The following is a 23,615-nucleotide window of genomic DNA, read 5'->3' as shown; positions in this document are numbered from 1 at the left end:
CTATCTACTGTTTTTTATAAAATATCTAACATTGTTAAAATTAGTGCTATAGGGTAAAATAAATAATGCTATTTAATAGTAATAAATAGTTTTATTAGAAATTTAGTTTAAATAACAGAATTTTAAAAAGAGAGGTATTCTAATGAATATAGATAAATTTGAGGATATGAAGTTAAGTGAAGAAATTCTTAAAGCACTAAAGAATTTAGGGTTTGAAAAACCATCTGAAGTTCAACAAGAGGTTATTCCATATATGTTAAATAAAAAGGATTTAGTTGTGAAATCTCAAACGGGGAGTGGAAAAACAGCTAGTTTTGGAATTCCAATATGTGAGCTAGTGAATGTAGAAGAAAATAAGGTAAAAGCTTTAATATTAGTTCCAACAAGAGAGCTTGCAATGCAAGTAAAAGAAGATATATCAAATATAGGAAGATTAAAGAAGGTTAGGTGTGCAGCTATATTTGGAAAGCAGCCTTTCAATGAGCAAGTAAGAGAACTTAAGCAAAGAGTACATATAGTATGTGGAACTCCTGGAAGGGTTATAGATCATATAGAAAGGGGAAACTTAAATACTCAGGATATAGACCTTGTAGTAATAGACGAAGCTGATAAAATGCTTAATATGGGATTTATAGATCAAATTACAGATGTATTAGATAAATTACCAAAATCAAAAAATGTAGCTTTATTTTCAGCGACAATTCCAAAGGAAATAGAGGGATTATATTTAAGTTATATGAATAATCCAACTGTACTTAGTATAAAATCAAAGGTGTTTAATAGGGATAAAATATCTGAAAACTATATAACTGTAGATAGAGAAGAAAAGTTTAAATATCTATTAAAATCTCTTTATGCATTTACAGATGAATCAGCAATAATTTTCTGTAATACTAAGGATTCAGTTAGGAACTTAAGTTCTTTATTAAAAAAAGAAAAAATTAGTGTTAGAGAATTGCATGGAGATATGGAGCAAAAAGATAGACTAGCAACTATGGAAAGTTTTAAAAATAAGGAATTTAAAGTGCTTGTAGCAACTGATGTTGCAGCTAGAGGAATTCATATAGACCATATAACTAATGTATTTAATTATGAAGTTCCAATGGAAAAAGAAAGTTATGTACATAGAATAGGAAGAAGTGGAAGAGGAGAGAAAAAAGGACTTGCGATATCATTAGTGTCTAAAGGGGAAAAAAGATTTTTAACCGAAATTGAAGAATATATAGGTTACAATATAGAAGAGGTTAGTCTTCCAGCATACGAAGAAATAGTAGAAGGAAGAAAAAGATTCTTTGAAAGTCAGAAGAATGATTATAGTAATAAAACAAATGTTAAGAAGAATATTCATAACGAAGTTACTAAAATACATATAACAGCAGGGAAGAAGAAAAAAATAAGAAATATAGATATATTGGGGGCATTTAGTAATTTAAATGAGGTAACAGGTGATGATATAGGAATTATAGATGTGCAAGATGGTCATTCATTTGTTGATATTCTAAATGGAAAAGGAAATTTAATATTAAAAAAATATAAAGAAATAAAAATAAAAGGAAAAGTTGCTAAGTTAAGCAAAGCTAAAAATTAAAGACTATAATTCTTAGTAGACATATGTTAATAAGGTGATGACTCGTAAAAGTTATTTATGAGTAGTCACCTTATTACTTTTATTTTTAGATTAATTATATTTGTAATTTATTAAAAATCTAGAGTAACTTTAATCAAACAATTTATAATTAATATATTTAAATATAAATTTAAAAAACTTGAATGGTATATATGAAAAATTGTATAATTATAGTAAGAATAAAATGATAAATTTGGGATGGTGAACAAAATGAGGATTTCACAAAAAATAGCGATGTTGTTATTCTATTCCACTTTATTGATATCTATTATTATTAGTGCAATATTTATGTTTATAGTTTATAAATTAGAAGAGAGTTCACTAGAAGCAATTATAAATTATAGATTAACATTAATATTAATACTATTTCTGTTAATCTCAGTAAATATAGGAATTTATTTATTTGTTAATGAAAATATAATAAAAAGATTTAAGTTAATTGAAAAATCTATAAAAAAACTTATAATGTCAGCTGATAAAAATAATAATTTTAAAAATGATGAAATAAGTAAGTTGGATGATGAAATTAATATAGTATTAAATAAACTTGTGCATACAGAAATGTATTTGCAACAAGAGGAAAAAAATTATACAAATATATTAAATGCAATGTCTAATTCATTTTTTCATTTAAAAGCAATAGAAAATAACGAAGGGGAATATATAGATGGAATTATTATAGACGTTAATTTTGCTGGCGCAGAGTTATTGGGGCTTACACAAGAAGAAATAATAAATAATAAATTGTCGGATATATATATAAATTTTTCAAGATATAGAAATCAGATATTAGAAATTTTAACAAGAATAAAAAATTCAAAATCAGAATGCATTGCACAGGAAATAAACATAATAGATGACAAGTGGGGAGTTGTATCGATATACTCACTTAATGAGGGGTACTTTTCAATAATAGTAAATGACGTTACAGAAATAAAAAAATATGCTGAGGATATGACTTACTTAGCTAATTATGATACTTTGACGAACTTATTAAATAGGCATAACTTGCTTGAATATTTAATAGAATTAATAAGTAGAGATGAAAAGTTTAGCATTTATTTTATCGACCTTGACGATTTTAAAAATATAAATGATACTTTAGGACATAATACAGGAGATGAGGTTCTAAGAGTTGTAGCAGATAGATTAACGGAATTATGTTCTGATGATATAACTGTTGGTAGATTGGGTGGAGATGAATTTATAGTAGTTAAAAGAGGCGAAAGTGATTTAGATAATATAAATGACATAGCGAAAGGTATATTAAAACTCTTAAAAAAAAGCATTCAATTTAGTAGATATAATTTTAGTTTAAAAGCAAGTATAGGAATAAGCTGTTATCCAGATCATGCTGAAGATGTATTTACTTTATTAAAGTATGCTGATATATCTATGTATGAGGCAAAACAAAGAGGCGGAAATACATATAAGATATTCTCAGAAGAAATGTTAGAAAATTTAAATCTAGAAAGTAGACTGAGTATGGCTATAGATAATGATGAAATTGAAGTATATTACCAACCAGTATATGATGTTAAATCTAAAAAGATAGTAGGTGCGGAAGCTTTAAGTAGATGGATTACTCCTACTGGAATAATTTCACCAATAAAGTTTATACCATTAGCTAAAAAAAATGGAGATATAATTAGAATAGATGAGTTTGTACTAAAGGAATCATGTAAATTTTGCAAAAAAATGAGAAATTTAACTGAAACTGATTTTAAAGTCTCAGTAAATATATCATATACTGCTTTAAAGCAAGTTAACTTTTTAGAGAGGATTATAAGTATAGTAAATGAATGTAATGTAAATCCTAATTTTATAAAGATAGAAATTACTGAAGATGAAATAATAGATAATATTGAGTTTACTGTAAGCATATTAAATCAGTTGAGAAAACTTGGCTTTAATATAGCTTTAGATGATTTTGGTGTAGGATATTCTTCTTTTAATTACGTAAAAACTTTACCATTAGATACTCTAAAAATAGATAGAAGTTTACTTATAAGTGTAGAAAATGACAAAAAAACATTCGCTATTATTAAAACTCTAATTAATTTAGCTCATACTTTAGATTTAGATGTGGTTTGTGAAGGTGCTGAAATAAAAAATCAAATTGAACTACTTACAAATATAGAGTGCGATAAAATACAAGGGTATTATATAAGTAAGCCTTTGAATTTAAATGATTTTAATAATTTTATATTAAATTTTAATAATACAGAATCTTGTTTTGAAGAAGTAGCAGTAACAAATTAAAGTTAAGTTTTAATAAATAAGTTTTGATAAAGTTAAAATTAATTTATATTATAGAAAGAAGGTTTTTTATGAATATAATAAAAAAAGACGGAAGACTTGAAAAATTTAATATAAGGAAAGTTAAAACTAGTATAGAAAATGCTGCAAGAGATTGTGGTGCAATGGTAAATGAGTCAGATTTAAATATATTAGTAGGTGATGTTGAAAAACTATTGTCAAAGATTAGAAAAGATTCTTTAATTACTTCTAGTTATGAGGTAATAGGTGTAATTTTTGAAGTATTAAAAAGAGATGGGTTTAATTCAATTTTAAGATCTTATGTTGAATTTGATAAATAAAATATAATGTAGAACAACTTAAGATGAATATAATAAATTCATTTATAGTTATTGTTATGATATAATTTAATTAACTTTAATTATAAACGGAGGATTAAGAATGTATAAGTTAGTAGCCATGGATATGGATGGAACTTTACTTAGGGAAGATAAAAGTATATCTAATAGAACTAAGAGGGCTATCCAAGCAGCAAGAGATAAAGGTGTTACAGTAGTTTTAGCAACTGGAAGACCAATAGAAGGTGTTTCAAGATATTTAGAAGAATTAGATATGCTAACAGAAAATGATTATGTACTTAGCTATAATGGAGCCTTAGTACAAAAAATAAAAAGTAAAGAAGCAATAAATAAGGTAGCATTAAATGGTGCTGATTTACATTACTTAAAAAATTTAAGTGATGAATTAGGAGTTAATATTCATGCCTTTTGGGAAAAGAAAGGGTTAATTACTCCTAAAAATAGCAAATATACAGAAGTTGAAGCTCAAATTAATAATATAGAGATTCATGAAATGAATATAGATTCCATAGCTGATGATGAGGTTATGATAAAAATTATGATGATAGATGAGCCTGAAATACTAGGACCAGCTATAGAAAAATTACCAAAAGAAGTATATGAAAAATATACTGTTGTAAGAAGTACACCATATTTCTTAGAGTTCTTAAATAAAGATGCTAATAAAGGTGTTGGAGTTGAATTATTAGCAAAGCATCTAGGTATAAAGAGAGAAGAAATAATAACTTTAGGTGATGCAGGTAATGATATACATATGTTAGAATACGCAGGCCTTGGAGTAGCTATGGAAAATGCTTTTGATGAAATAAAAGAAATGGCTGATTATATTACAGACACAAATGAAAATGATGGGGTTGCTAAAGTAATAGAAAAGTTCATACTAGAAAATAATTAAAAAATCAGAAATAATTAAAAATGAAAAATTATCAAAAAATGAAAAATTATTAAATTAGAACGGGCTGAGTATTAGCGGATAAAAGATCCTTAATCAGTAGCCCGTTTTTAACTTTTATAATATATTAATAAAAATATTTAAGATATACTAATAAATAATTTTATAATTAAATAAAATTACATACTGATTAATCACTTAATTTAAGTATAGGCAAAAAACATGCTACAAATTATACTATATTTTATTATTAATATAAACTAACAACTTATAACAATACTATATATTCATTTCTAAATATATACAGATGTGTTTTAAAAAAATGTTGTTAATAAAAAGAGTTAGATTTTAATAGTAAAAATAGAACTGTATAATAATACAATACAAAATTAATAATTACCAATACAATTATATTGATATAATAATTTGAAATTTTGAAAGTCCTTCACTTTTAACAATATATTTTCACAATTTAATTTTTTAAATAATGAAATTTGATTAGCACAGTTAAGAGAAAAGTTGAATTTATAATCAAGTATATACCAACTTAAATAATTTTCTAAGTATTTAGTTGCAACCCCTCTAAATCTAATAAGCCATCTATAAATGTTAAAAGTAAATTTAGATACTGTTGGTAATCTATTATAATAGCTACTAGGATTTTCAGCATTAAAATTTTCAACTGTATTTTTAGTATACTTTTCTATTTCATTTTTAGATAGCTTAGAGTTGTGATTTTTGGCAAAAGCAATTAAGCATCTATCATTAAAAGCAGATAAAAATGCTGATTTATCTAAATTAGGATAAAAATTTTTAGATATTGATGCCAATGAAATAGAGTATCTACCTATTGCCTTAGATAGAATTGAATTATTATTATCAATAGCACAGACTACAAAAATCTTTTCTTTGCTTAAGTATTTAGCATCTCTATTTCCTTTAAAGTTTTCGTTTAGCATTATTTTGTTAACTTCAACATAATTTTTTAGGGTTTTGAAATTATTATTAGAAGCTGCTGCAACAAGAATTTTATGTCGCCAATAAAATGATGTAGCTAGGTTTATGCTCAAAATACTTGAACAATCTCGTAAAGAAAAGCCACTATTCATAAGAACTAAGTATTTCATCCATAATGTAATATCTTTTTTTGAATAGCTAAAAGGTGAATTAGTTTTTGTAGAAAATGTTTTAGAACAATTTTTGTTTTTACATTTATAGCGTTGAATACTTTTAAATTTACCATTTTTAATGAAATTAGTACTATTACAATGAGGACAAACTTTGATTTCTTTATCTTTAAATAAATCTATTAAATTAAGTTGATTTAAATGATCATCTATTAATTTAAAATTTCTTTTAAAATTATTTTCTTTTATTAAATTATTATTAGACTCTAGCCTTTGTTTAATAATATACTCCATTTCACTCACCCTTAACTTAAAAGTATAAAAAGAATAATCATAGTTTAAGTGTATATAATATGTATTTTTATTCTAGACAAATATGGTAGAGTTTAATCAACAAACAGGTTATTATATTTAAAACAACACGTTTTTAAAACACATATTCATATGGAACAAAATATTAATTATAGGTAATTAGGATTAAAAGTTATATTTATTTTTAAATTAATTATGCACTCAGTTTAAAGAGTCAACTTTAAGTGATACAGTTTTTGATTTAAAGTATCATTTTTTATCATTTTATTTCTTATCATTTTATCATTCTTTCACTTTTTCACCGTATTTTTAACGAACTATTGTCAAAACATAATCATATAACTATATATAATAGACAAATATAGAAAGAAGGATGATTATGTGTGGAATAACAGGATTTGTGAATTTTAAGGAAAACATCAAAAATAATATAAAGACCTTAAAAGAGATGACAGATACACTAATTAATAGAGGACCCAATGCCGAAGGTACTTATATATCCAATAATGTAATGTTTGGACATAGAAGACTTATTGTAGTTGATCCAGAAGGTGGAAGGCAACCAATGAAAAAGGTTGTTAATGGAAAAGAATATGTAGTGGTATATAATGGTGAATTATATAATACAGAAGATTTAAGAAAAGAATTAATAAATGACGGATATACTTTTGAAGGGTATTCAGATACTGAAATATTACTTATTTCTTACATTAGATGGGGAATAGATTGTATTAAAAAATTTAATGGTATATTTGCATTTGCAATTTATGATGAAAGAGAAAAGAGAGTTTTACTTGCAAGGGATACTATGGGAGTTAAGCCGCTATTTTATACAATGAAAAATGGTACATTTATATTTGGATCAGAAATAAAAGCTTTATTTAAGCATCCATATGTGGAACCAGTAGTAGATAAAGATGGTTTAACAGAATTATTTGCACTTGGGCCAGCAGTAATACCTGGAACAACAGTATATAAAGATATTGAAGAAGTTAAACCAGCACAATATATAGTTGTTAATGAAGATGGAATTAAGAAAGATATGTACTGGGAATTAAAAGCTGAAGAATTTAATGAAAGCGAAGAAGAAGCAGTGGAACATGTTAGAGAATTACTTATCGATGCAATTAATAGGCAATTAGTTGGAGATGTTCCACTTTGTACCTTCTTATCAGGAGGATTAGATTCCTCAGCTATATCAGCAATAGCTGCAAAGGAATATAAAAAGAAAAATAAGACACTTACAACTTATTCAATAGATTATGAAGATAACGAAAAGTTCTTTAAATCATCATTATTTCAACCAACATCTGACCAGCATTTTGCAGAATTAATGGCTGAATATATTGGTAGTAATCATAGGACTGTTGTATTAAATCATAGAGATTTAGCAAATGCATTAGATGATGCAGTACTTGGAAGAGATTTACCAGGAATGGCAGATGTAGATTCCTCTTTATATTTATTCTGTAAGGAAGTTAAAAAGGAATTTGTTATAGCATTATCTGGAGAATGTGCTGATGAGTTATTTGGAGGCTATCCATGGTTTACTAATGAAGAGATGATAAATGCTAATACTTTTCCTTGGTCTAGATTTATAGGTGAAAGAAAGGCGATTTTAAGTCCAGATTTAAAAAAATTAAAAATAGAAGAAGTTGCTCAAACTGCTTATAATGATACTTTAAAGGAAGTTCCTCATCTAAGCGGAGAAAGTAAGTTAGAGTATAGAATGAGAGAATTATTTTATTTGAATTTACGATGGTTTATGGTTAATTTATTAAATAGAAAAGATAGAATGAGTATGGCAAATAGTCTAGAGGTTAGAGTACCTTTTGCAGATTATAGAATAGTAGAATATGCATTTAATATTCCATCAAATATAAAATTATTAGATGGAAGAGAAAAAGGATTATTAAGAAAATCATTAGAAGGAATATTACCAGATTCAATAATATATAGAAAAAAGAGTCCATATCCAAAAACTCATAATCCTATATATACAGACATGGTTTGTAATACTATGACTAAAATATTAAATGATAAATCTTCACCTATTTTAGATATAATAGATACAACAAAGGTAAAAGAAATAGTCGATACAAAAGGGGCAGCATATAAAACACCATGGTATGGACAATTAATGACTGGCCCACAAATGATAGCATATTTAATACAAGTAAATAATTGGTTGAAATTTTATAATGTAAAATTAATATAGTTTTATGATTATCTCTATAAAATATATTTTAAAATAGAAACTTATATAATTTTTATAAGCATCTTGTAAATTCAAATTTGTGAGATGCTTATTATTTTTGTTACTTTCTCCAATTTATTAATAAATATATTAGTAGTACAATTTAATAAAGAATACAAGGGGGAGAGATAATGGATAAGAAATTAGAATTAATTTTGGAGGAAATAATAAGTGATTTCAAGGATATAAAAGAGGTAGCGGCTATAAGTTTTGCAGGTTCTTCTACATCCAAAAGAAATGATAATTTATCAGATATAGATATTGATGTATTTACTTACTCAGATATTCCAGTAGAGATAAGAGAAAATATAGTTAGTAAGTATGCAGATTATAAAGAGGTTGGAAATGACTATTGGGGACAAGGTGATGAATTTATACTAAGGGATACAAATACGCCAATAGATATAGCTTATTTTAGTATAGATTGGATAGAAGATGTAATAAACAATATATTAATAAAACAAAATGCATCTGTAGGATATAGCACATGTTTTTGGCACAATGTAAAAAATTCTAATATTATTTTTGATAGAGAAGGAAGATTAACTCAATTAAAGAAAATTACAAATTGTAAATATCCTACGAGACTTAAAAAAAATATTATAGAAAAGAATTATCCATTATTAAAAAGAAATATATCTTCTTATTATAATCAAATAAGTAAAGCAATAAATAGAAGAGATTTAAATAGTATTAATCATAGATTATCAGGATTCCTAGCAAGTTATTTCGATATAATATTTGCTATTAATGAAGTGCCTCATCCAGGAGAAAAGAGATTAGTAAATATAGTTAAAAATACATGCAGTAAAATTCCAAAGAATTTTGAAGTAGATATTAATAATGCGTTAAAGTCAGCTGGAAAGTTAGATAAAACTTTGTTATCAAACTTAGATTCACTTATAAGTAATTTAGATAACATTATATAAATAGTTATCTTCTCATACGTAATATTTTGCGAAGCAAAATAGTGAAAGAGGAAATGGTGAAGAGTAAAAAAGTTAATGTGAAAAGTCATCGGAAAATTTTTGATTAGAATATGCTTCATATAGTTATAAATTTAAGTTTTGCAGCGAAAAACATCCTAAATAATTGTATATTAATTTTATTGGAACTATAATATAAATAAAAACTTTAGGTGGGATGATAATATGGCAACAGCGATTTATATAAATGGAGATATAAAAGAAAATATAGATATTAATAAGAAATCACCTAATATAGCTGGATATTTATATAACTCTAATAATTCAAAAAAAGTAAGCAATAGGAGTTTTACTAATATTCATAAAGATATAATAATAAAGAATAAAGAAATGGTAATTTTAAAGATACCTGTTGTAATTGATGGGGAAAAGATCATAGTAGATGCATTTATTAATAAAAATGAATTTATAATAAATTATGAAACTGATATACTAATAGAATTTTTAAAGGAAAAAATATCATTACATGAAAAAATAGATAAGTATATGTTGTGCTTATTTTTATTTCAATACTTCGCATATGAGTATACAGAGGAATTATTGAATATAGAGGAAAAAGTAGATGATTTATTTCAAGAAGCAGTTTATAAGGGAAATGCAGATAATAAAGAAATCTTAGAAGTGAAGAAAAAAGTATCATTAATAAAGAGATTTACTTCGTACTATAAATCTATGATAACTTATTTAGATGATGAATTTGGTGAATTAGATCTTTACAATAAAGTTTTATTAGTTTTAGATAATACCTTAAGTTTAGTAGATAATATTGAAGCTTCAATATATTCTTGTATAGATATTTATAATTCAGAGTTATCAAATAAAATGAATAAAACTATGCAGCTATTAACAGTTATTACTGTTTCTACATTGCCCCTAACAATCGTATCAGGGATATTTGGAATGAATTTTAAAAATATGCCTTTGTTAAATAATGACTATGGTTTTCTTATATCGATTGGGATTACATTAGTAATTATATTATTAGAAATATTATATTTTAGAAAAAATAAATACTAAAGAGATATTTTCATACACATTATAAAAATATTTAGATACAATAAATTAGTTATCTAAATATTTTTTTTTGCATAAACTTATAATAATTATATAAAAATAGTAAAAATATGGAATATAATATGTTAAAATACAGTTAATAAAAGATAGAAGAGGAGGTAAGATGAAGGGCTTTAAATTTATATTTTTATTTATTATCCCTTTTTTTACTTTTACATCGTGTGATGTGGAAGTGGAAGAGCTTAAAGAAATAGATATATATTTTTTTAATGTAGGGAAGGCTGATAGTATTCTTATTAAAAGTAATGAAGTTACTATTCTAATCGATACAGCTAGAGATGAAAAAGGAGATTATATAGTAGAAAGAATAAAAGATTTAGGAGTTGAAAAATTAGATTATATGATAATAACTCACCTTGATAAGGATCATGTTGGTGGAGCAGATAAAATATTAGAAAAAGTAGAAGTTGGAAAGATTTTTACATCCTATGTAAATGAAGAAAAAAAGCAGTATAGAGAAATGGTGGAGGTAGCTAATAAAAAGAATATAGAAATAGCAAAGGTTGAAGTAGAAGAAAAAATATTTGATGGAGATTTAAAAGTAGAAGTTCTAGCTCCAAAGGACAATTATATTAATGAAAATGAGAATTCTATAGTACTAAATGTAAGATATGGGAAAAATAAATTTCTATTTACAGGTGATATAGAAGAGAACGCTACAGAGGAGTTATTAAGAGATTCAAAAATTAAAAATCATGATTTATTAAAAATTCCTCATCATGGAAGAAATAATGATTTTATGGTTGATTTTTTAGCTAAGGTGAAACCAGAGTTTTCTATAATAACAACTGATAATGTAGAGCATACGCCTAGTAAAAAGCTTATGCAAGCATTAGAAAATATAAAAAGTAATGTACTAATTACAGGAGATGGAGAAATTCATGTTACTAGTAATGGCATTAAAATAAATATAGAACAATGAGGATATCTTAAAAAATAATGGGAGGAGCAATGGAGAAAGCTTTAAATGTAGAAAGAAAAGAATTAAAGTACTTGATAAATGAATTTAATAAGCAATATTTGTTGTCGGCATTAAAAGCTACACTAAGTGAGGATAATCACAATGGTGAAGTAGGGTATAGTGTAAGGAGTTTATATTTTGATAGTATAGATAATAAAGATTACTTTAGTAAAATGAATGGCGAAGAAAATAGAAAAAAGATAAGACTTAGAGTCTATGGAACAAATGATAAAAACGTAAAATTAGAGGTGAAAAGAAAATTTAATATAAATCAACGGAAGGATACTCTAATAATAGCAAGGAATGTAGCTGAAAGAATAATAGATGGGGATTTTTCAGTTTTATTAAATTATGATGAGCCCTTAGCAAATGAAATATATACGATAATGACAACTGGTAATTATAGACCAGTAGTTATGATTGAATATGAAAGAATAGCATTTTATCATGACTTTAGTGATATTAGAGTTACTTTAGACTTTAACATTAGAAAAAGTGAAGCAAATTTTGATTTGTTTAGTGATGATATTGTTATGGAACCAATATTTTTATATCCATATATAGTATTAGAAGTTAAGCATGGAACTTATATTCATAAATGGCTTACAGAAATTATATCAGAATGCGAAGCAGTTCAAAAATCAGTTAGCAAATATTGCTTATCAAGATCAATATTTGAAGGTTATTTTATTTAGAAAGGGAGAAAAATATGAGTTTTAGAACGTTTTATTACTATCTTATGGATAATGTTATTTTAGAAAGAGTGTTGCCTATAGCTTTAGGAATGACAGTAACTTTAATTTTATCATTATTAATTTATGTAACTTATAAGTACTGTTATAGAGGAGTTTCATATAGTAGAAATTTTAATCTTTCACTTATCATGATGAGTTTAGTTACAGCTGTAGTAATGATGGTTATTGGAAGTAATATAGCCTTATCGCTTGGTATGGTGGGAGCTTTATCTATAGTAAGATTTAGAACAGCAGTAAAAGATCCAAGAGATACTGTTTATATTTTTTGGAGCATATCAGTTGGATTAGCTTGTGGAGTTGAAATATATGATATTGCAATTATTGGTTCATTATTTATAGCAGTAGTAGTGTTTATATTTAGTATAAATACTACTTCAAGAGAAAAATATCTTTTAGTGATTCGTGGGAAAATTGGGATAGAAGAAAATATATACTCAGTAATATTTAAACAAGTTAAGCATTATAAAGTTAGATCTAGAACTATAAATAATGAAAATATGGAAATAGTATGTGAAGTAAGATTAAAGAAAGATGAAGATATAAGACTTATTAATAGGTTAAGTAGCATAGAAGGAATAAAATCTATGAATTTAGTTTCACAAAGTGGTGAAATGATAGGATAATTATGAGAAGTGGAAAAAGAACCTCAAAACCAAATTATAAGATGATTATTTTAAATAGCATAAAGACTATTGCTATAGGTTGTATAGTTATAGTTAGTTTACTTTTCCTATTTAAAGTATCTCTTAAAGATTATTATGATACAAGCAAAGAAGAATCAGTTAAGTATAATTTTGATTTTCAAAGTGAATTACCATTAATAGTTATTGATACTAAAGGACAAGAGATTAATAAAGAATCAACTATAGTTGCAGATATGAAGATATATAATAGTAGGAAAGAGTATAATAACATTTCTGATGAAATTCAATTGGAGAGTGATATATTAATAAAAATTAGAGGAAATACTACCTCAAGTAAGCCTAAAAAGCAATATTCAGTTACTTTGATAGATGGCGATGGGAATAATAATCCAAGGGAAGTACTTGGTATGCCAGTAGAAAGTGATTGGGTTTTAAATGGACCATACATGGATAAATCATTAATAAGAAACCACATTGTCTATAGCGTAAGTAGAGAAATAATGGATTATGCGCCTAGAACAAAATATTGTGAGGTGTTTTTGAAAACTTCAGGAGAAGAGCAGGACTTAAAAGAAGAGGATTATGTAGGTTTATATATAATGATAGAAAAAATTAAAGTTGATGATAATAGAGTTAATTTATCAAAGCCAATTTCTTATTTAGAAGAAACAAGCTATATGATTTTAAGGGATTCTATAAAGGATGATGATATTTTATTAGACACATATTCTCAAAGACTAAAGACTGAAAATGGAAGATATGAGAATGAATTAATATGTGCATATCCATCATCGAAAAACTTAACTCAAGAAAAATTAGATTATATTACAAAGGATGTTGATGAATTTGAAAAGAGGCTATATTCACCATTCTTTACAGACAAAGATTTAGGATATAGAAATCATATTGATATAGAAAGTTTTGCTACTTATGCTGTTATAAATGAATTTTTTAGAAATGTTGACCAAGGAGCAAGAAGTGCTTATTACTACAAGGAGATAGGTGGAAAGCTTAAGGCTGGGCCAGTTTGGGATTATAATTTTTCTATGGGAAATGCAACTTATAGTGATGCATGGGTCCCAGAAGGGTTTGAACTTGAAGATATGCCATGGTTTGATCAACTAGTTCAAGATGATTACTTTGTTGAAAGTTTTGTGAAAAAATATAGAGAGCTAAGAAAAACTTATTTAAGTGAGGATTATTTATATAAGTTAATAGATAATACTGTATTATCATTAGGAGATGCAATAGAAAGGAATTTTGCTAGATGGCATGAAGTATACGGAGAAAATGTATGGCCTAATCCAAATGATCCAGCAACAGAAAATCATGAAGAGGAAATAGAAGCTATGAAAAAGTTTATTAATAAGAGAGGTAAGTGGATGGATGAAAATATATATGAGGTAAAGAGTGAAAAGTAGTAAGGTGAAGTTATGAGTATAAAAGTTTTTTTAAAAAGAGTTTTAATAATAACAATGATAATATTAATTATTATATCAGCATTATATATATTTCAAGATAAGCAAAGATTTACTAAAAAAACAGGAACAATAAACTTTTCTACTAAAACTGAAGAGAAAAATATATTAGTAAATAAAAATGGAGAATGGGAAAACTTTTTTGTAAAGGGAGTTAATTTAGGAGCATCAAAACCGGGATATTTTCCAAATGAATATGGTGTTACTAAAGAAGATTATCTAAGATGGTTCAATCTTATAGCAGAAATGAATGCTAATACAATAAGAGTATATACAATATTAAAACCAGAATTTTATGAAGCGTTATATGAATTTAATAAAGATAGGGAAAATCCGTTATATATAATACATGGAATGTGGGTCAATGATAATTCAATCGAAGAAACTATGAATGCATATGATGATAGGATAATAAAAAATATGAAAAGAGATATAACTTCATTAATTGATGTAGTCCATGGTAATGCATATATTCCTCAAAACTCCACACATGCATCAGGAAAGTATAAATATGATATATCACAGTATGTACTAGGATTTATACTGGGGATTGAGTGGGAAGGATACTTTGTCTATGGAACAGATTTATTTAATGAAGAGATAACTTCCTATGATGGTGAATATTTGAAATTAGAAGAAGGAACTCCATTTGAAGCATTTTTAGCTCAAGTTGGGGATTATGCTGTTGAATATGAAAGTGAGAAGTATGAAGAACAAAGAATAATTGCTTTTGCTAATTGGCCTCCTACAGATCCATTAATACAGCCCTATGAACCAGAAGATTATAATGATATTGCCCAAATAGATGTAGATAAAATAAAGGGAACAGAAAAATTTGAAACAGGAATGTTTGCTTCATATCACATATATCCTAATTATCCAAATTTCTTAAATATGGAACCAGAATATACTGAATTCATTGATGATGAAGGAAAAAATAATTCATATAGAGCATATCTAAAAAAGATAAATAATCATCATGAGATTCCAGTAATTGTTACGGAATTTGGAGTTCCAAGTTCACGTGGAATAGCCCATTTCGATTCAACAAGAGGATTTGATCAAGGAAATTTAAGTGAAAATGAACAAGCAGAAATTATTCCAGAATTATATGAGGATATAGTTAAGGAAAACATGGCAGGTGCAATAGTTTTTTCTTGGCAAGATGAGTGGTTTAAAACATCATGGAATACAAATGACTTAATAGATACAGAAAGAACAGCCTATTGGTTAGATGAACAAACCAATGAACAGTTTTATGGTTTATTATCATTTGATACAGGAGAAGAACATGTTAAATCATATCCAGATGGAAATTTTAGTGAATGGGAAAATAGTAAAGCAATAATAAATGATGATGAAGCTAAGCTTTATATGGATAGCGATGAAAGTTATATATACTTTAAACTTAATATAAAGGATTTGGATTTAGAAAATGATAGCGTGTATATACCTATAGATGTAACACCTAATTCAGGAGCATATAAAAGTAGTCTATTTGGATTAGAATTTGATAGAGGTGTTGATTTTATAATAGAAATAAAGGGAAAAGAAAATTCAAGAGTATATATACATGATTATTATGATTATTTAAGATATAGAGCTAAAAGTTTACCTTCAATACAAAAGTTTACTGAAGAAAGAACTAAGGATATGGATAACTTTAATTATATATATCAATACTTAATGGAAAATGTAGATATTTATATAAAAGAGACTAAGCAAAAATTAATTAAGGATGAACAAATTTTTGAGAGTGGAAAGCTGATTTATGGTAATGGAAATCCTAATTCAGATGAATATAATTCTTTAGCAGATTTCTTTATAGTGGGCGATGAAATAGAGATTAGAATACCATGGCAGTTATTAAATTTCTATGATCCATCAAAACAAAAAGTAGCAGGAGATTATTGTGTTGAAGGATTAAATCCAAAACCAATTAGAATTAGTAAAATATATTCGGGCATCAATGTAAAGAGGGGTGAGGAGCTAGTATATAGTAGTAATCTACAATCATATAGTTGGAAAGAGTGGAATACTCCAAGTTATCATGAAAGGTTGAAACCTGCATATTATAGTGTTCAAAAGATGTTTGAAGATGAGTAATAAAAAAGGGGTGATAGATTTCAATGAATGTAAAAATAGTGTTTTTTATAGTGGGGCTTCTTGCATATATAATGTTAAGCATTATAATATTTGTATTTTTATCTAGATTGATAAAAAGAAAGAATATGAAAATGGTTATTAAGGCACGAAAAGAAATAAATCCATTAATTGATAAACAAATAGAAAATATTAAATTAAATAATAAGATAGATAATGATGCTATTATAAAAATAAATGATAGAATAAATAATCCAATTTATCTAGACGTATTTAATGATAAGATTATAGAACTTAGAAGTAAAAAGGAAGACAAGGAGGCAGTAAATGCTTTCCTAGATAACTTTAGAAAAAGATTTGTTCAAGAGTTTAAGATGCTAGACAAAGAAGACTATTTAAAATATGCACATAGTATTTTTGTTTATGGTGAATATAGATATCACGATATTAGAATTGTTGATAGATTGATCGAGGGATTAAATAGTGAATCAAATTATATAAAAATAAATTCTATAAGGGCTTTAGCAAAAATAGGAGATAAAGATAAATTTATAAATTCACTAAAAATTATTTCAGATAGAAACATATATATAAATGATAAGATTTTAATTGATTCAATGGATATATTCGAAGGCGATAAAAAAGATTTTAATGAGGAATTAGGTAAAAATATAGATAGCTTCTCAGAAAGAATAAAGATTTTAGTTATAAATCACTTTACGAATAATAAATTTGAAGAGGTAAATAAGCAGCTATTTAATAAGTTAAAAAGTAATGATGAGAGTACAGAAGTTAAGTTAGCTATAATAAAATATTTTGGAAGAATTAAGTATGCTTATATGGAGATAGAGTTAATAAATTTATTAAATAATGAAAGATGGGAAATAAGAGCATTAGCAGCAAAAATAGCAGTAAATTATAGTTCTAAAGTAATAAAAGAAGGGCTGTTAAAAACATTATGCGATTCAAATTGGTTTGTAAGATACAATTCGGCAATGTCCATTATAAATTTTGATAATAATACTTTACTAATTGAAAAAGCTATGAAGCTTGATGATAAGTATGCTAGAGATATTATGCTGTATAGCTTATTTAATAAAAAGCTTATAACTTATAATGAATATATAAATCTTACAGTAAAAGAGAATAATTCATTAGTTGAGGGGGGCTTTAAATGATTGAAAGTATAGTTATAGTATTAAATAAAATATTTTTTTACTACATGTTTATTTATTCAGTAATTTTCTTCATAACAACATTATTATCAACTGTGGATATAGAGAAATTTATTAAGAGGAGAAAATTTGTATCATCTTTAACTTTAAATAAGAATGAAAATTATATTCCAATTTCTATATTAGTTCCAGCTTATAATGAGGATGTAACTATAATAGATAGTATAAAATCCCTTTTAAACTTAGATTATCCTGAATATGAGATAGTAGTTGTAAATGATGGTTCTACAGATAATACAGAAAAATATGTTATAGATACTTTTAATTTAAAAAGAATAATTACACCTATCAGAAAGCAAATTGATTGTAAGGATGTTATATCTGTTTATGAAAATACAATGGACAATATAAGAATTGTTCTTGTAAACAAGATGAATGGAGGAAAAGCAGATGCCTTGAATATGGGGATAAATGTAAGTAAATATCCTTTATTTATTTCACTAGATGCAGATTCTATGCTACAAAAAGATTCACTTTTAAAAATAGTTGAGCCTTTTATAGAAGATGATAGAACTGTAGCTGCTGGAGGAAGTATTCAAGTTGCTAATGGATTAACAATAAAAGAGGGGAAAGTAATAAAAGAAGTAACACCTAAAAAGTTTATCGTTTTATTTCAAATGATAGAGTATATAAGGGTATTCATAGCATCTAGAGTTGCATTTAATAAGTTTAATTTAAATATGATAATTTCAGGTGCTTTTGGATTGTTTAATAAATCAATAGTTATTTCTACGGGGGGATATAACTCTAAAACTGTAGGTGAAGATATGGAACTTGTTGTTAAGCTTCATACCTATTGTCTTAAAAATAAGAAAAAATACAAGATAGAATATGTTCCAGATGCAATTTGTTTTTCACAAGTACCAGAAAGATATTCGGATCTTAAAAAGCAAAGAAGAAGATGGCATATGGGTTTAATTCAAAGTATATGGAGGCATAAATACGTATTTTTAAATATTAAATATGGAGCATTAAGCTTTATATCATATATTTATTATTTAGTTTTTGAGGTAATATCTCCAATTATAGAGATATTAGGTTTATTATCTATATTTTTAGCTTTTATAATGGAAGTTGTAAATATAAAATTTATGCTTTTATATTTATTCTTATTTATTTTTTATAACGTAATTGTTTCTTGGGTCTCTATAACTTTAAATAACTTTTTATTTGACTATAAGTTTAGGAGAAAAATATCAGTAAAACTATATTTATTTAGTATTTTAGAGTGTATTGGCTTTAGACAATTATGTTCTCTTTATAGAATAAGTGCTTTTATAAATTATAGAAAGAATAGATATCAATGGGGAAAAATTACAAGAATCAATATGAGTGGGGGTATAGATGAAAAATAAAAGATTAATTAAAATAATAATCATAATAGTTATTTTATTAATTGTAACAATGCCTTTTTATCTATGGAAACTTAAGGGCAGTAGTGATATAAAGGCTATAATCTTAGATAAGACAGTACCTACCGAAGAATATAGGGAACACAAAAATATTATGTGGATACTTAATAATAAGAAGATATTAAATAAGTACACAAATGCAGCATTTCAGTATAATGAAGATTATTATGGATTTTTCCCATATAAATTAAAGGAAGATTCTACAGAGGATTATTTTATTAAAGAGATTCCAGAACAATTAGATAATGACTTAGATTTAATATATTTAGCTGATACTTATGGAGTTCACAGCAATGATTATGAACTTGATAATTTTAAATATAAGGATTTATCTTATGGAGGAATTACTGATAAAGAATTAGATGCAATATATGATGTATTAAATGGAAAGACAATAGTTGGAGAATTTAATATATTTAATTCTCCAACTCAAGGAGAAGCAAGAGAAAGGACTATGGATATCTTCGGAGTTGAATGGTCTGGATGGATAGCAAGATATTTTAAAGATTTAAGTAGGTCTTATGGAGAAGTACCGAACTGGATAATTCAAAATTATGAAAAGCAATATCAAGAAGAATGGAGCAAGGAAGGAACAGGAATAGTATATGTTCATGAAGATGGGCAAGTTATTGTTCTAGAAGATAAAAAACATTTAAATGAAAATTATGTTTATCTTTCATTTACTGACCAGGCAAAAAGCCAATATAATTTAAAAGATAATGTTAAATATTATTATTGGTATGAAGTGATAACAGTAAAAGATAATGCTAAAGTATTAGGAAGCTTTAATATAGATGTTACAGAAGAAGGAAGTAAGGTATTAAGCAAATATGGCTTAGATACATCATATCCTGCATTTATAGAGAAAAAAGGAGATTATAACTCATATTACATGGCTTGTGATGCTTCTGATAACAATAAAATTTTAAACAACTATAAAGTAGAGTTTTATGCACCTTTTATGAATAAACTATCAATAGATAATACGATTAGTAATAAAAACTTTTTCTGGAAATGTTACTATCCATTTTTTAATAAAATTTTAGATGAGATAGTGGATTAAAATAATAATAAAATATAACGGGGGTCGCGTTTCGCGCCCCCCATTTATATTTTATTAAATTTACTAATTTTAATAACTTTATACTATTAAATATGAAATTTGATGCAAAATGAAAATTATATTTAATATTTTATATATAAATATTTTGTATTTTGTATTTTGCATTTTTATTTTCAAAATAGAACTTTTTACATTAGATATCTAATCCCTATAGTCTTATAATCTTTTATATATATTCTTGGAGCCCTTCTACCAATAAGGCAAAGAACTTCATAGCTTATTGTATTTATTAATTTAGCCATATCATCAGCATCAAATTTAACACTTCCATCAGATCCTAGTAATATAACTTCATTTCCAAGATGAACATTTTCTATATCAGTAATATCAACCATAAACTGATCCATACAAACATTGCCTATAATAGGTGCTAACTGACCGTTTATAATAACTTTTCCTTTGTTTGAAAGTCCCCTAGAATATCCATCTGCATAACCAACAGGTAGTGTTGCAACTATGGTTTTTCTAGTTGTTTTGAAGGTTTTACCATATCCTATATATTCATTTTCTTCAACTTCTTTTATGTGAATGATTTTAGTTTTCCATGTTAAAACTGGCTTTATATCAAAATGCTCTTTATCAACTTCATTTGAGGGATAATAACCATATTGAATTATACCAGGTCTTACACAATCATAATGACTTTCTGGCAAATCAATTATAGCAGCACTATTAGATAAATTCTTTTTATTTATATAAACACCGGCTTCTTGAAGTTTATCCAAGAAAGTATTATAAATTTCAATTTGTTTTAAAGAGTAACTCTTATCCTTACAATCAGCAGTGGAAAAATGAGAAAAAATACTTTCAATTTTAAGATTGCTTAATTTAGAGATATTTAGTATATCTTCTAAGCCCTTATCAGTTTTTCTAAAGCCAATTCTACCCATTCCAGAGTCTATAGCTATATGAATATTAATAGTTTTATTTAAGGCTTTTGCTTTTTTATTAAGATTTATAGCAAATTCATAAGTTGATATTGTAGGTTCAACATCATATTCTACTAAAGCGTCTATCGCATAATCTTCACTAATACCAAGTAGCATTATAGGAGCTGATATTTCATTTTCTCTAAGTTCAATTGCTTCAACTATATTAGCAACTGCAAGTCTATTAATACCATGATTAAGTAAAACCTTTGATATTTCTACTGCACCATGACCATATGCATTTGCTTTTACGACTCCAATTATTTCACTATTACCAGATTTATTCTTGATTTGCTCTATGTTATATATTAAATTATTTAAATTAATTTCTGCCCAAATTGGATGTAATAAATTCATATCTAAACCCCTCGCTATCATTGACTTATTAGTACTACCACTGATACTATTATATACATAAACTGAAACTTTGATAAGTGTCAGTTTGTATTAATTTAATGATGCCAGTTTTGAAGATAATATAAAGGCTACCATAACTAGATGTGCTTATTTTATATATTCTATTTATCTTCGCTAACTTATATTTATCAGTTACTATTGCTAAATTAAGAAATATTAACATTAATGATATGTATTAAATTGGAGATGTTATATAAAAATCGAAAAATTAATATATATCATTACGGTTAATTCGAAAGAGGTGTTTATTGTGGATTTTATTAATATTAATTTAGATACTAACAGTAGTGTTCCTTTATATATACAATTATATAATTTTATAAAGAAGGAAATTCAAAGCGGAAAGTTAGAATCGAATAGCAAGTTACCATCAAAAAGAAAGCTTTCTAAACATTTAGAGATTAGTCAAAATACGATAGAATCAGCATATGAGCAACTTATTACTGAAGGATATATAATATCAAAACCTAAGAAAGGGTATTATGTATCAGAATTTCAAGGAGTAATAAATATTAGTTCAATCAATGATAAATATGATAATAAAAAAACAGTTGGGAAGAAGTATAAATATGAATTTTTTTCAAGTAGAGTAGATTTGGAAAGTTTTCCTTATACAGCATGGAGAAAAATAAATAAAGATATAATAAATGAGGAAAATAAAAATTTATTACAAATAGGACATTCTCAAGGTGATAGAAATTTAAGAGAAGCTATTTCGAATTATTTAAAATTTTCTAGAGGAGTAAATTCAAGTGCAGATAACATAGTTATTGGAGCAGGAACAGAATATTTAGTTCAAATATTAATAAATATTTTAGGTAACGATAAGATTTATGGCATGGAAGACCCAGGTTATTACAAGATAAGAAAAATATTAAAAACTCATAATATAGAAGTTAAGCCTATAAAGATAGATACCCAAGGAATAGATGTAGAGAATCTTAGTAAAAGTAATGTAGAAATAATTCATATAACACCATCCCATCAATTTCCTACGGGAGTTATAATGCCAATAAGTAGAAGAATGCAGCTTTTATCTTGGGCAAATGAAAAGAGTAATAGATATATAATTGAAGATGATTATGATAGTGAGTTTAGGTTTGAAGGTAAACCAATACCAGCTCTGCAAAGTTTAGATACTAAGGAAAAAGTTATATATTTAGGTACTTTTTCAAAATGCTTTGCTCCTTCAATTAGAATAGGATATATGGTTTTACCTAATGAGTTAATTAAAATATATAGAGAAAATTTTAGTTTTCTTACTTGTACAGTTTCGAGAATAGATCAACAATCTTTATTTAGATTCATGGAAGAAGGATATTTTGAAAGGCATCTAAATAAAATGAGAAATATATATAAGAAAAAAAGAGAATTTTTAGTTTCATTAATAAAAAAATATCTTAAAGGAACTGAAATAATAGGAACCAATTCTGGATTACATTTGTTACTAAAGGTTAACAATGGAATGACAGAAGAGGAATTAATTCAAAAAGCAGAAGAAAAAGAAATAAAAATTTTAGGCTTATCTAATTCATATTTTAAAATGAAAGATAAGATTAGTATAGTTTTTCTAGGATATGCTAGTTTAACGCATAAAGAAATAGAGGAAGCTGTAATATTATTAAAAGAAGCTTGGAAACTATAATAAAAAGGAATTAATAAAAT

At 25.9% G+C, this 23,615-nt stretch carries 18 protein-coding genes; 16 read left to right on the top strand and 2 right to left on the bottom strand.

Features of this window, described 5'->3' with window-relative positions:
* The first annotated feature begins 142 nt into the window (after positions 1-142).
* The 4 genes from NSA50_RS11160 (at position 143) to yidA (ending at position 5,140) form a co-directional block, all read left to right on the top strand.
* Entirely contained in the window at positions 143-1,588 is a 1,446-nt protein-coding gene (locus tag NSA50_RS11160; RefSeq protein WP_257445153.1) for a DEAD/DEAH box helicase, read from the top strand.
* A gap of 327 nt (positions 1,589-1,915) precedes the next feature.
* Complete coding sequence (locus NSA50_RS11155; protein ID WP_257445151.1) at positions 1,916-3,889, top strand: bifunctional diguanylate cyclase/phosphodiesterase; 1,974 nt, start codon at positions 1,916-1,918, stop codon at positions 3,887-3,889.
* Between the two features lie 68 nt (positions 3,890-3,957).
* Positions 3,958-4,227: an ATP cone domain-containing protein gene (locus tag NSA50_RS11150; RefSeq protein WP_195428669.1), complete on the top strand. Its 270-nt coding sequence runs from the start codon at positions 3,958-3,960 to the stop codon at positions 4,225-4,227.
* Positions 4,228-4,327: 100 nt separating this feature from the next.
* Positions 4,328-5,140: a sugar-phosphatase gene (gene yidA / locus NSA50_RS11145; protein WP_257445148.1), complete on the top strand. Its 813-nt coding sequence runs from the start codon at positions 4,328-4,330 to the stop codon at positions 5,138-5,140.
* A gap of 386 nt (positions 5,141-5,526) precedes the next feature.
* Here the strand turns inward: yidA and NSA50_RS11140 are convergent, their stop codons facing one another.
* Complete coding sequence (locus NSA50_RS11140) at positions 5,527-6,558, bottom strand: IS1/IS1595 family N-terminal zinc-binding domain-containing protein (protein ID WP_257445146.1); 1,032 nt, start codon at positions 6,556-6,558, stop codon at positions 5,527-5,529.
* A gap of 397 nt (positions 6,559-6,955) precedes the next feature.
* Here NSA50_RS11140 and asnB point away from each other — a divergent pair, with 397 nt between their 5' ends.
* From asnB to NSA50_RS11085, 11 genes are all read left to right on the top strand, one after another.
* Complete coding sequence (gene asnB / locus NSA50_RS11135; RefSeq protein ID WP_257445144.1) at positions 6,956-8,794, top strand: asparagine synthase (glutamine-hydrolyzing); 1,839 nt, start codon at positions 6,956-6,958, stop codon at positions 8,792-8,794.
* A gap of 170 nt (positions 8,795-8,964) precedes the next feature.
* Positions 8,965-9,762, top strand: coding sequence for a DUF4037 domain-containing protein (locus NSA50_RS11130; protein WP_257445142.1), 798 nt, complete (start codon positions 8,965-8,967; stop codon positions 9,760-9,762).
* Between the two features lie 222 nt (positions 9,763-9,984).
* On the top strand, positions 9,985-10,836 hold the full coding sequence (locus NSA50_RS11125) for a CorA family divalent cation transporter (protein ID WP_257445140.1): 852 nt from the start codon (positions 9,985-9,987) through the stop codon (positions 10,834-10,836).
* Positions 10,837-10,996: 160 nt separating this feature from the next.
* The gene (locus NSA50_RS11120) at positions 10,997-11,815 is read left to right on the top strand and encodes a ComEC/Rec2 family competence protein (RefSeq protein WP_257445138.1); all 819 of its coding nucleotides are present in this window, start codon (positions 10,997-10,999) and stop codon (positions 11,813-11,815) included.
* Between the two features lie 29 nt (positions 11,816-11,844).
* A complete protein-coding gene (locus NSA50_RS11115; protein ID WP_257445136.1) occupies positions 11,845-12,549 on the top strand; it encodes a polyphosphate polymerase domain-containing protein in 705 nt (234 codons plus the stop codon).
* A gap of 14 nt (positions 12,550-12,563) precedes the next feature.
* Complete coding sequence (locus tag NSA50_RS11110) at positions 12,564-13,232, top strand: DUF4956 domain-containing protein (RefSeq protein WP_195428652.1); 669 nt, start codon at positions 12,564-12,566, stop codon at positions 13,230-13,232.
* Positions 13,233-13,234: 2 nt separating this feature from the next.
* The gene (locus tag NSA50_RS11105) at positions 13,235-14,674 is read left to right on the top strand and encodes a CotH kinase family protein (protein ID WP_257445134.1); all 1,440 of its coding nucleotides are present in this window, start codon (positions 13,235-13,237) and stop codon (positions 14,672-14,674) included.
* Between the two features lie 12 nt (positions 14,675-14,686).
* Entirely contained in the window at positions 14,687-16,837 is a 2,151-nt protein-coding gene (locus tag NSA50_RS11100; RefSeq protein WP_257445132.1) for a family 2 glycosyl transferase, read from the top strand.
* A 23-nt stretch (positions 16,838-16,860) separates the two neighbouring features.
* Entirely contained in the window at positions 16,861-18,012 is a 1,152-nt protein-coding gene (locus NSA50_RS11095) for a HEAT repeat domain-containing protein (protein ID WP_257445130.1), read from the top strand.
* Entirely contained in the window at positions 18,009-19,424 is a 1,416-nt protein-coding gene (locus tag NSA50_RS11090; RefSeq protein ID WP_257445128.1) for a glycosyltransferase family 2 protein, read from the top strand. The genes NSA50_RS11095 and NSA50_RS11090 overlap by 4 nt, the downstream gene beginning before the upstream one ends.
* Positions 19,414-20,544 (top strand): hypothetical protein, encoded by a 1,131-nt coding sequence (locus NSA50_RS11085; protein ID WP_257445126.1) that lies wholly within the window; start codon positions 19,414-19,416, stop codon positions 20,542-20,544. The genes NSA50_RS11090 and NSA50_RS11085 overlap by 11 nt, the downstream gene beginning before the upstream one ends.
* 188 nt (positions 20,545-20,732) lie before the next feature.
* Here the strand turns inward: NSA50_RS11085 and alr are convergent, their stop codons facing one another.
* Positions 20,733-21,890, bottom strand: a complete 1,158-nt coding sequence (gene alr / locus NSA50_RS11080) for an alanine racemase (RefSeq protein WP_195428643.1) — start codon at positions 21,888-21,890, stop codon at positions 20,733-20,735.
* A 310-nt stretch (positions 21,891-22,200) separates the two neighbouring features.
* Between alr and pdxR the strand changes: the two genes are divergently transcribed.
* Complete coding sequence (gene pdxR, locus NSA50_RS11075; RefSeq protein ID WP_257445123.1) at positions 22,201-23,595, top strand: MocR-like pyridoxine biosynthesis transcription factor PdxR; 1,395 nt, start codon at positions 22,201-22,203, stop codon at positions 23,593-23,595.
* Positions 23,596-23,615: the final 20 nt, after the last annotated feature.

Source organism: Clostridium mucosae, from assembly GCF_024622765.1.
Lineage (GTDB): Bacteria > Bacillota > Clostridia > Clostridiales > Clostridiaceae > Clostridium.
Note: the sequence above shows the minus strand (reverse complement) of the source record. Positions and strands in the feature narration are given on the sequence as shown.

What these genes read in the sequence shown, in the direction of transcription:
- NSA50_RS11140 (WP_257445146.1), bottom strand. Translation starts at nt 6,558, where the DNA reads ATGGAGTATATTATTAAACAAAGGCTAGAGTCTAATAATAATTTAATA.
- asnB (WP_257445144.1), top strand. Translation starts at nt 6,956, where the DNA reads ATGTGTGGAATAACAGGATTTGTGAATTTTAAGGAAAACATCAAAAAT.
- NSA50_RS11100 (WP_257445132.1), top strand. Translation starts at nt 14,687, where the DNA reads ATGAGTATAAAAGTTTTTTTAAAAAGAGTTTTAATAATAACAATGATA.
- NSA50_RS11090 (WP_257445128.1), top strand. Translation starts at nt 18,009, where the DNA reads ATGATTGAAAGTATAGTTATAGTATTAAATAAAATATTTTTTTACTAC.
- NSA50_RS11160 (WP_257445153.1), top strand. Translation starts at nt 143, where the DNA reads ATGAATATAGATAAATTTGAGGATATGAAGTTAAGTGAAGAAATTCTT.
- alr (WP_195428643.1), bottom strand. Translation starts at nt 21,890, where the DNA reads ATGAATTTATTACATCCAATTTGGGCAGAAATTAATTTAAATAATTTA.
- NSA50_RS11125 (WP_257445140.1), top strand. Translation starts at nt 9,985, where the DNA reads ATGGCAACAGCGATTTATATAAATGGAGATATAAAAGAAAATATAGAT.
- NSA50_RS11095 (WP_257445130.1), top strand. Translation starts at nt 16,861, where the DNA reads ATGAATGTAAAAATAGTGTTTTTTATAGTGGGGCTTCTTGCATATATA.
- yidA (WP_257445148.1), top strand. Translation starts at nt 4,328, where the DNA reads ATGTATAAGTTAGTAGCCATGGATATGGATGGAACTTTACTTAGGGAA.
- NSA50_RS11110 (WP_195428652.1), top strand. Translation starts at nt 12,564, where the DNA reads ATGAGTTTTAGAACGTTTTATTACTATCTTATGGATAATGTTATTTTA.
- NSA50_RS11115 (WP_257445136.1), top strand. Translation starts at nt 11,845, where the DNA reads ATGGAGAAAGCTTTAAATGTAGAAAGAAAAGAATTAAAGTACTTGATA.
- NSA50_RS11150 (WP_195428669.1), top strand. Translation starts at nt 3,958, where the DNA reads ATGAATATAATAAAAAAAGACGGAAGACTTGAAAAATTTAATATAAGG.
- NSA50_RS11120 (WP_257445138.1), top strand. Translation starts at nt 10,997, where the DNA reads ATGAAGGGCTTTAAATTTATATTTTTATTTATTATCCCTTTTTTTACT.
- NSA50_RS11085 (WP_257445126.1), top strand. Translation starts at nt 19,414, where the DNA reads ATGAAAAATAAAAGATTAATTAAAATAATAATCATAATAGTTATTTTA.
- NSA50_RS11130 (WP_257445142.1), top strand. Translation starts at nt 8,965, where the DNA reads ATGGATAAGAAATTAGAATTAATTTTGGAGGAAATAATAAGTGATTTC.
- NSA50_RS11155 (WP_257445151.1), top strand. Translation starts at nt 1,916, where the DNA reads ATGTTTATAGTTTATAAATTAGAAGAGAGTTCACTAGAAGCAATTATA.
- NSA50_RS11105 (WP_257445134.1), top strand. Translation starts at nt 13,235, where the DNA reads ATGAGAAGTGGAAAAAGAACCTCAAAACCAAATTATAAGATGATTATT.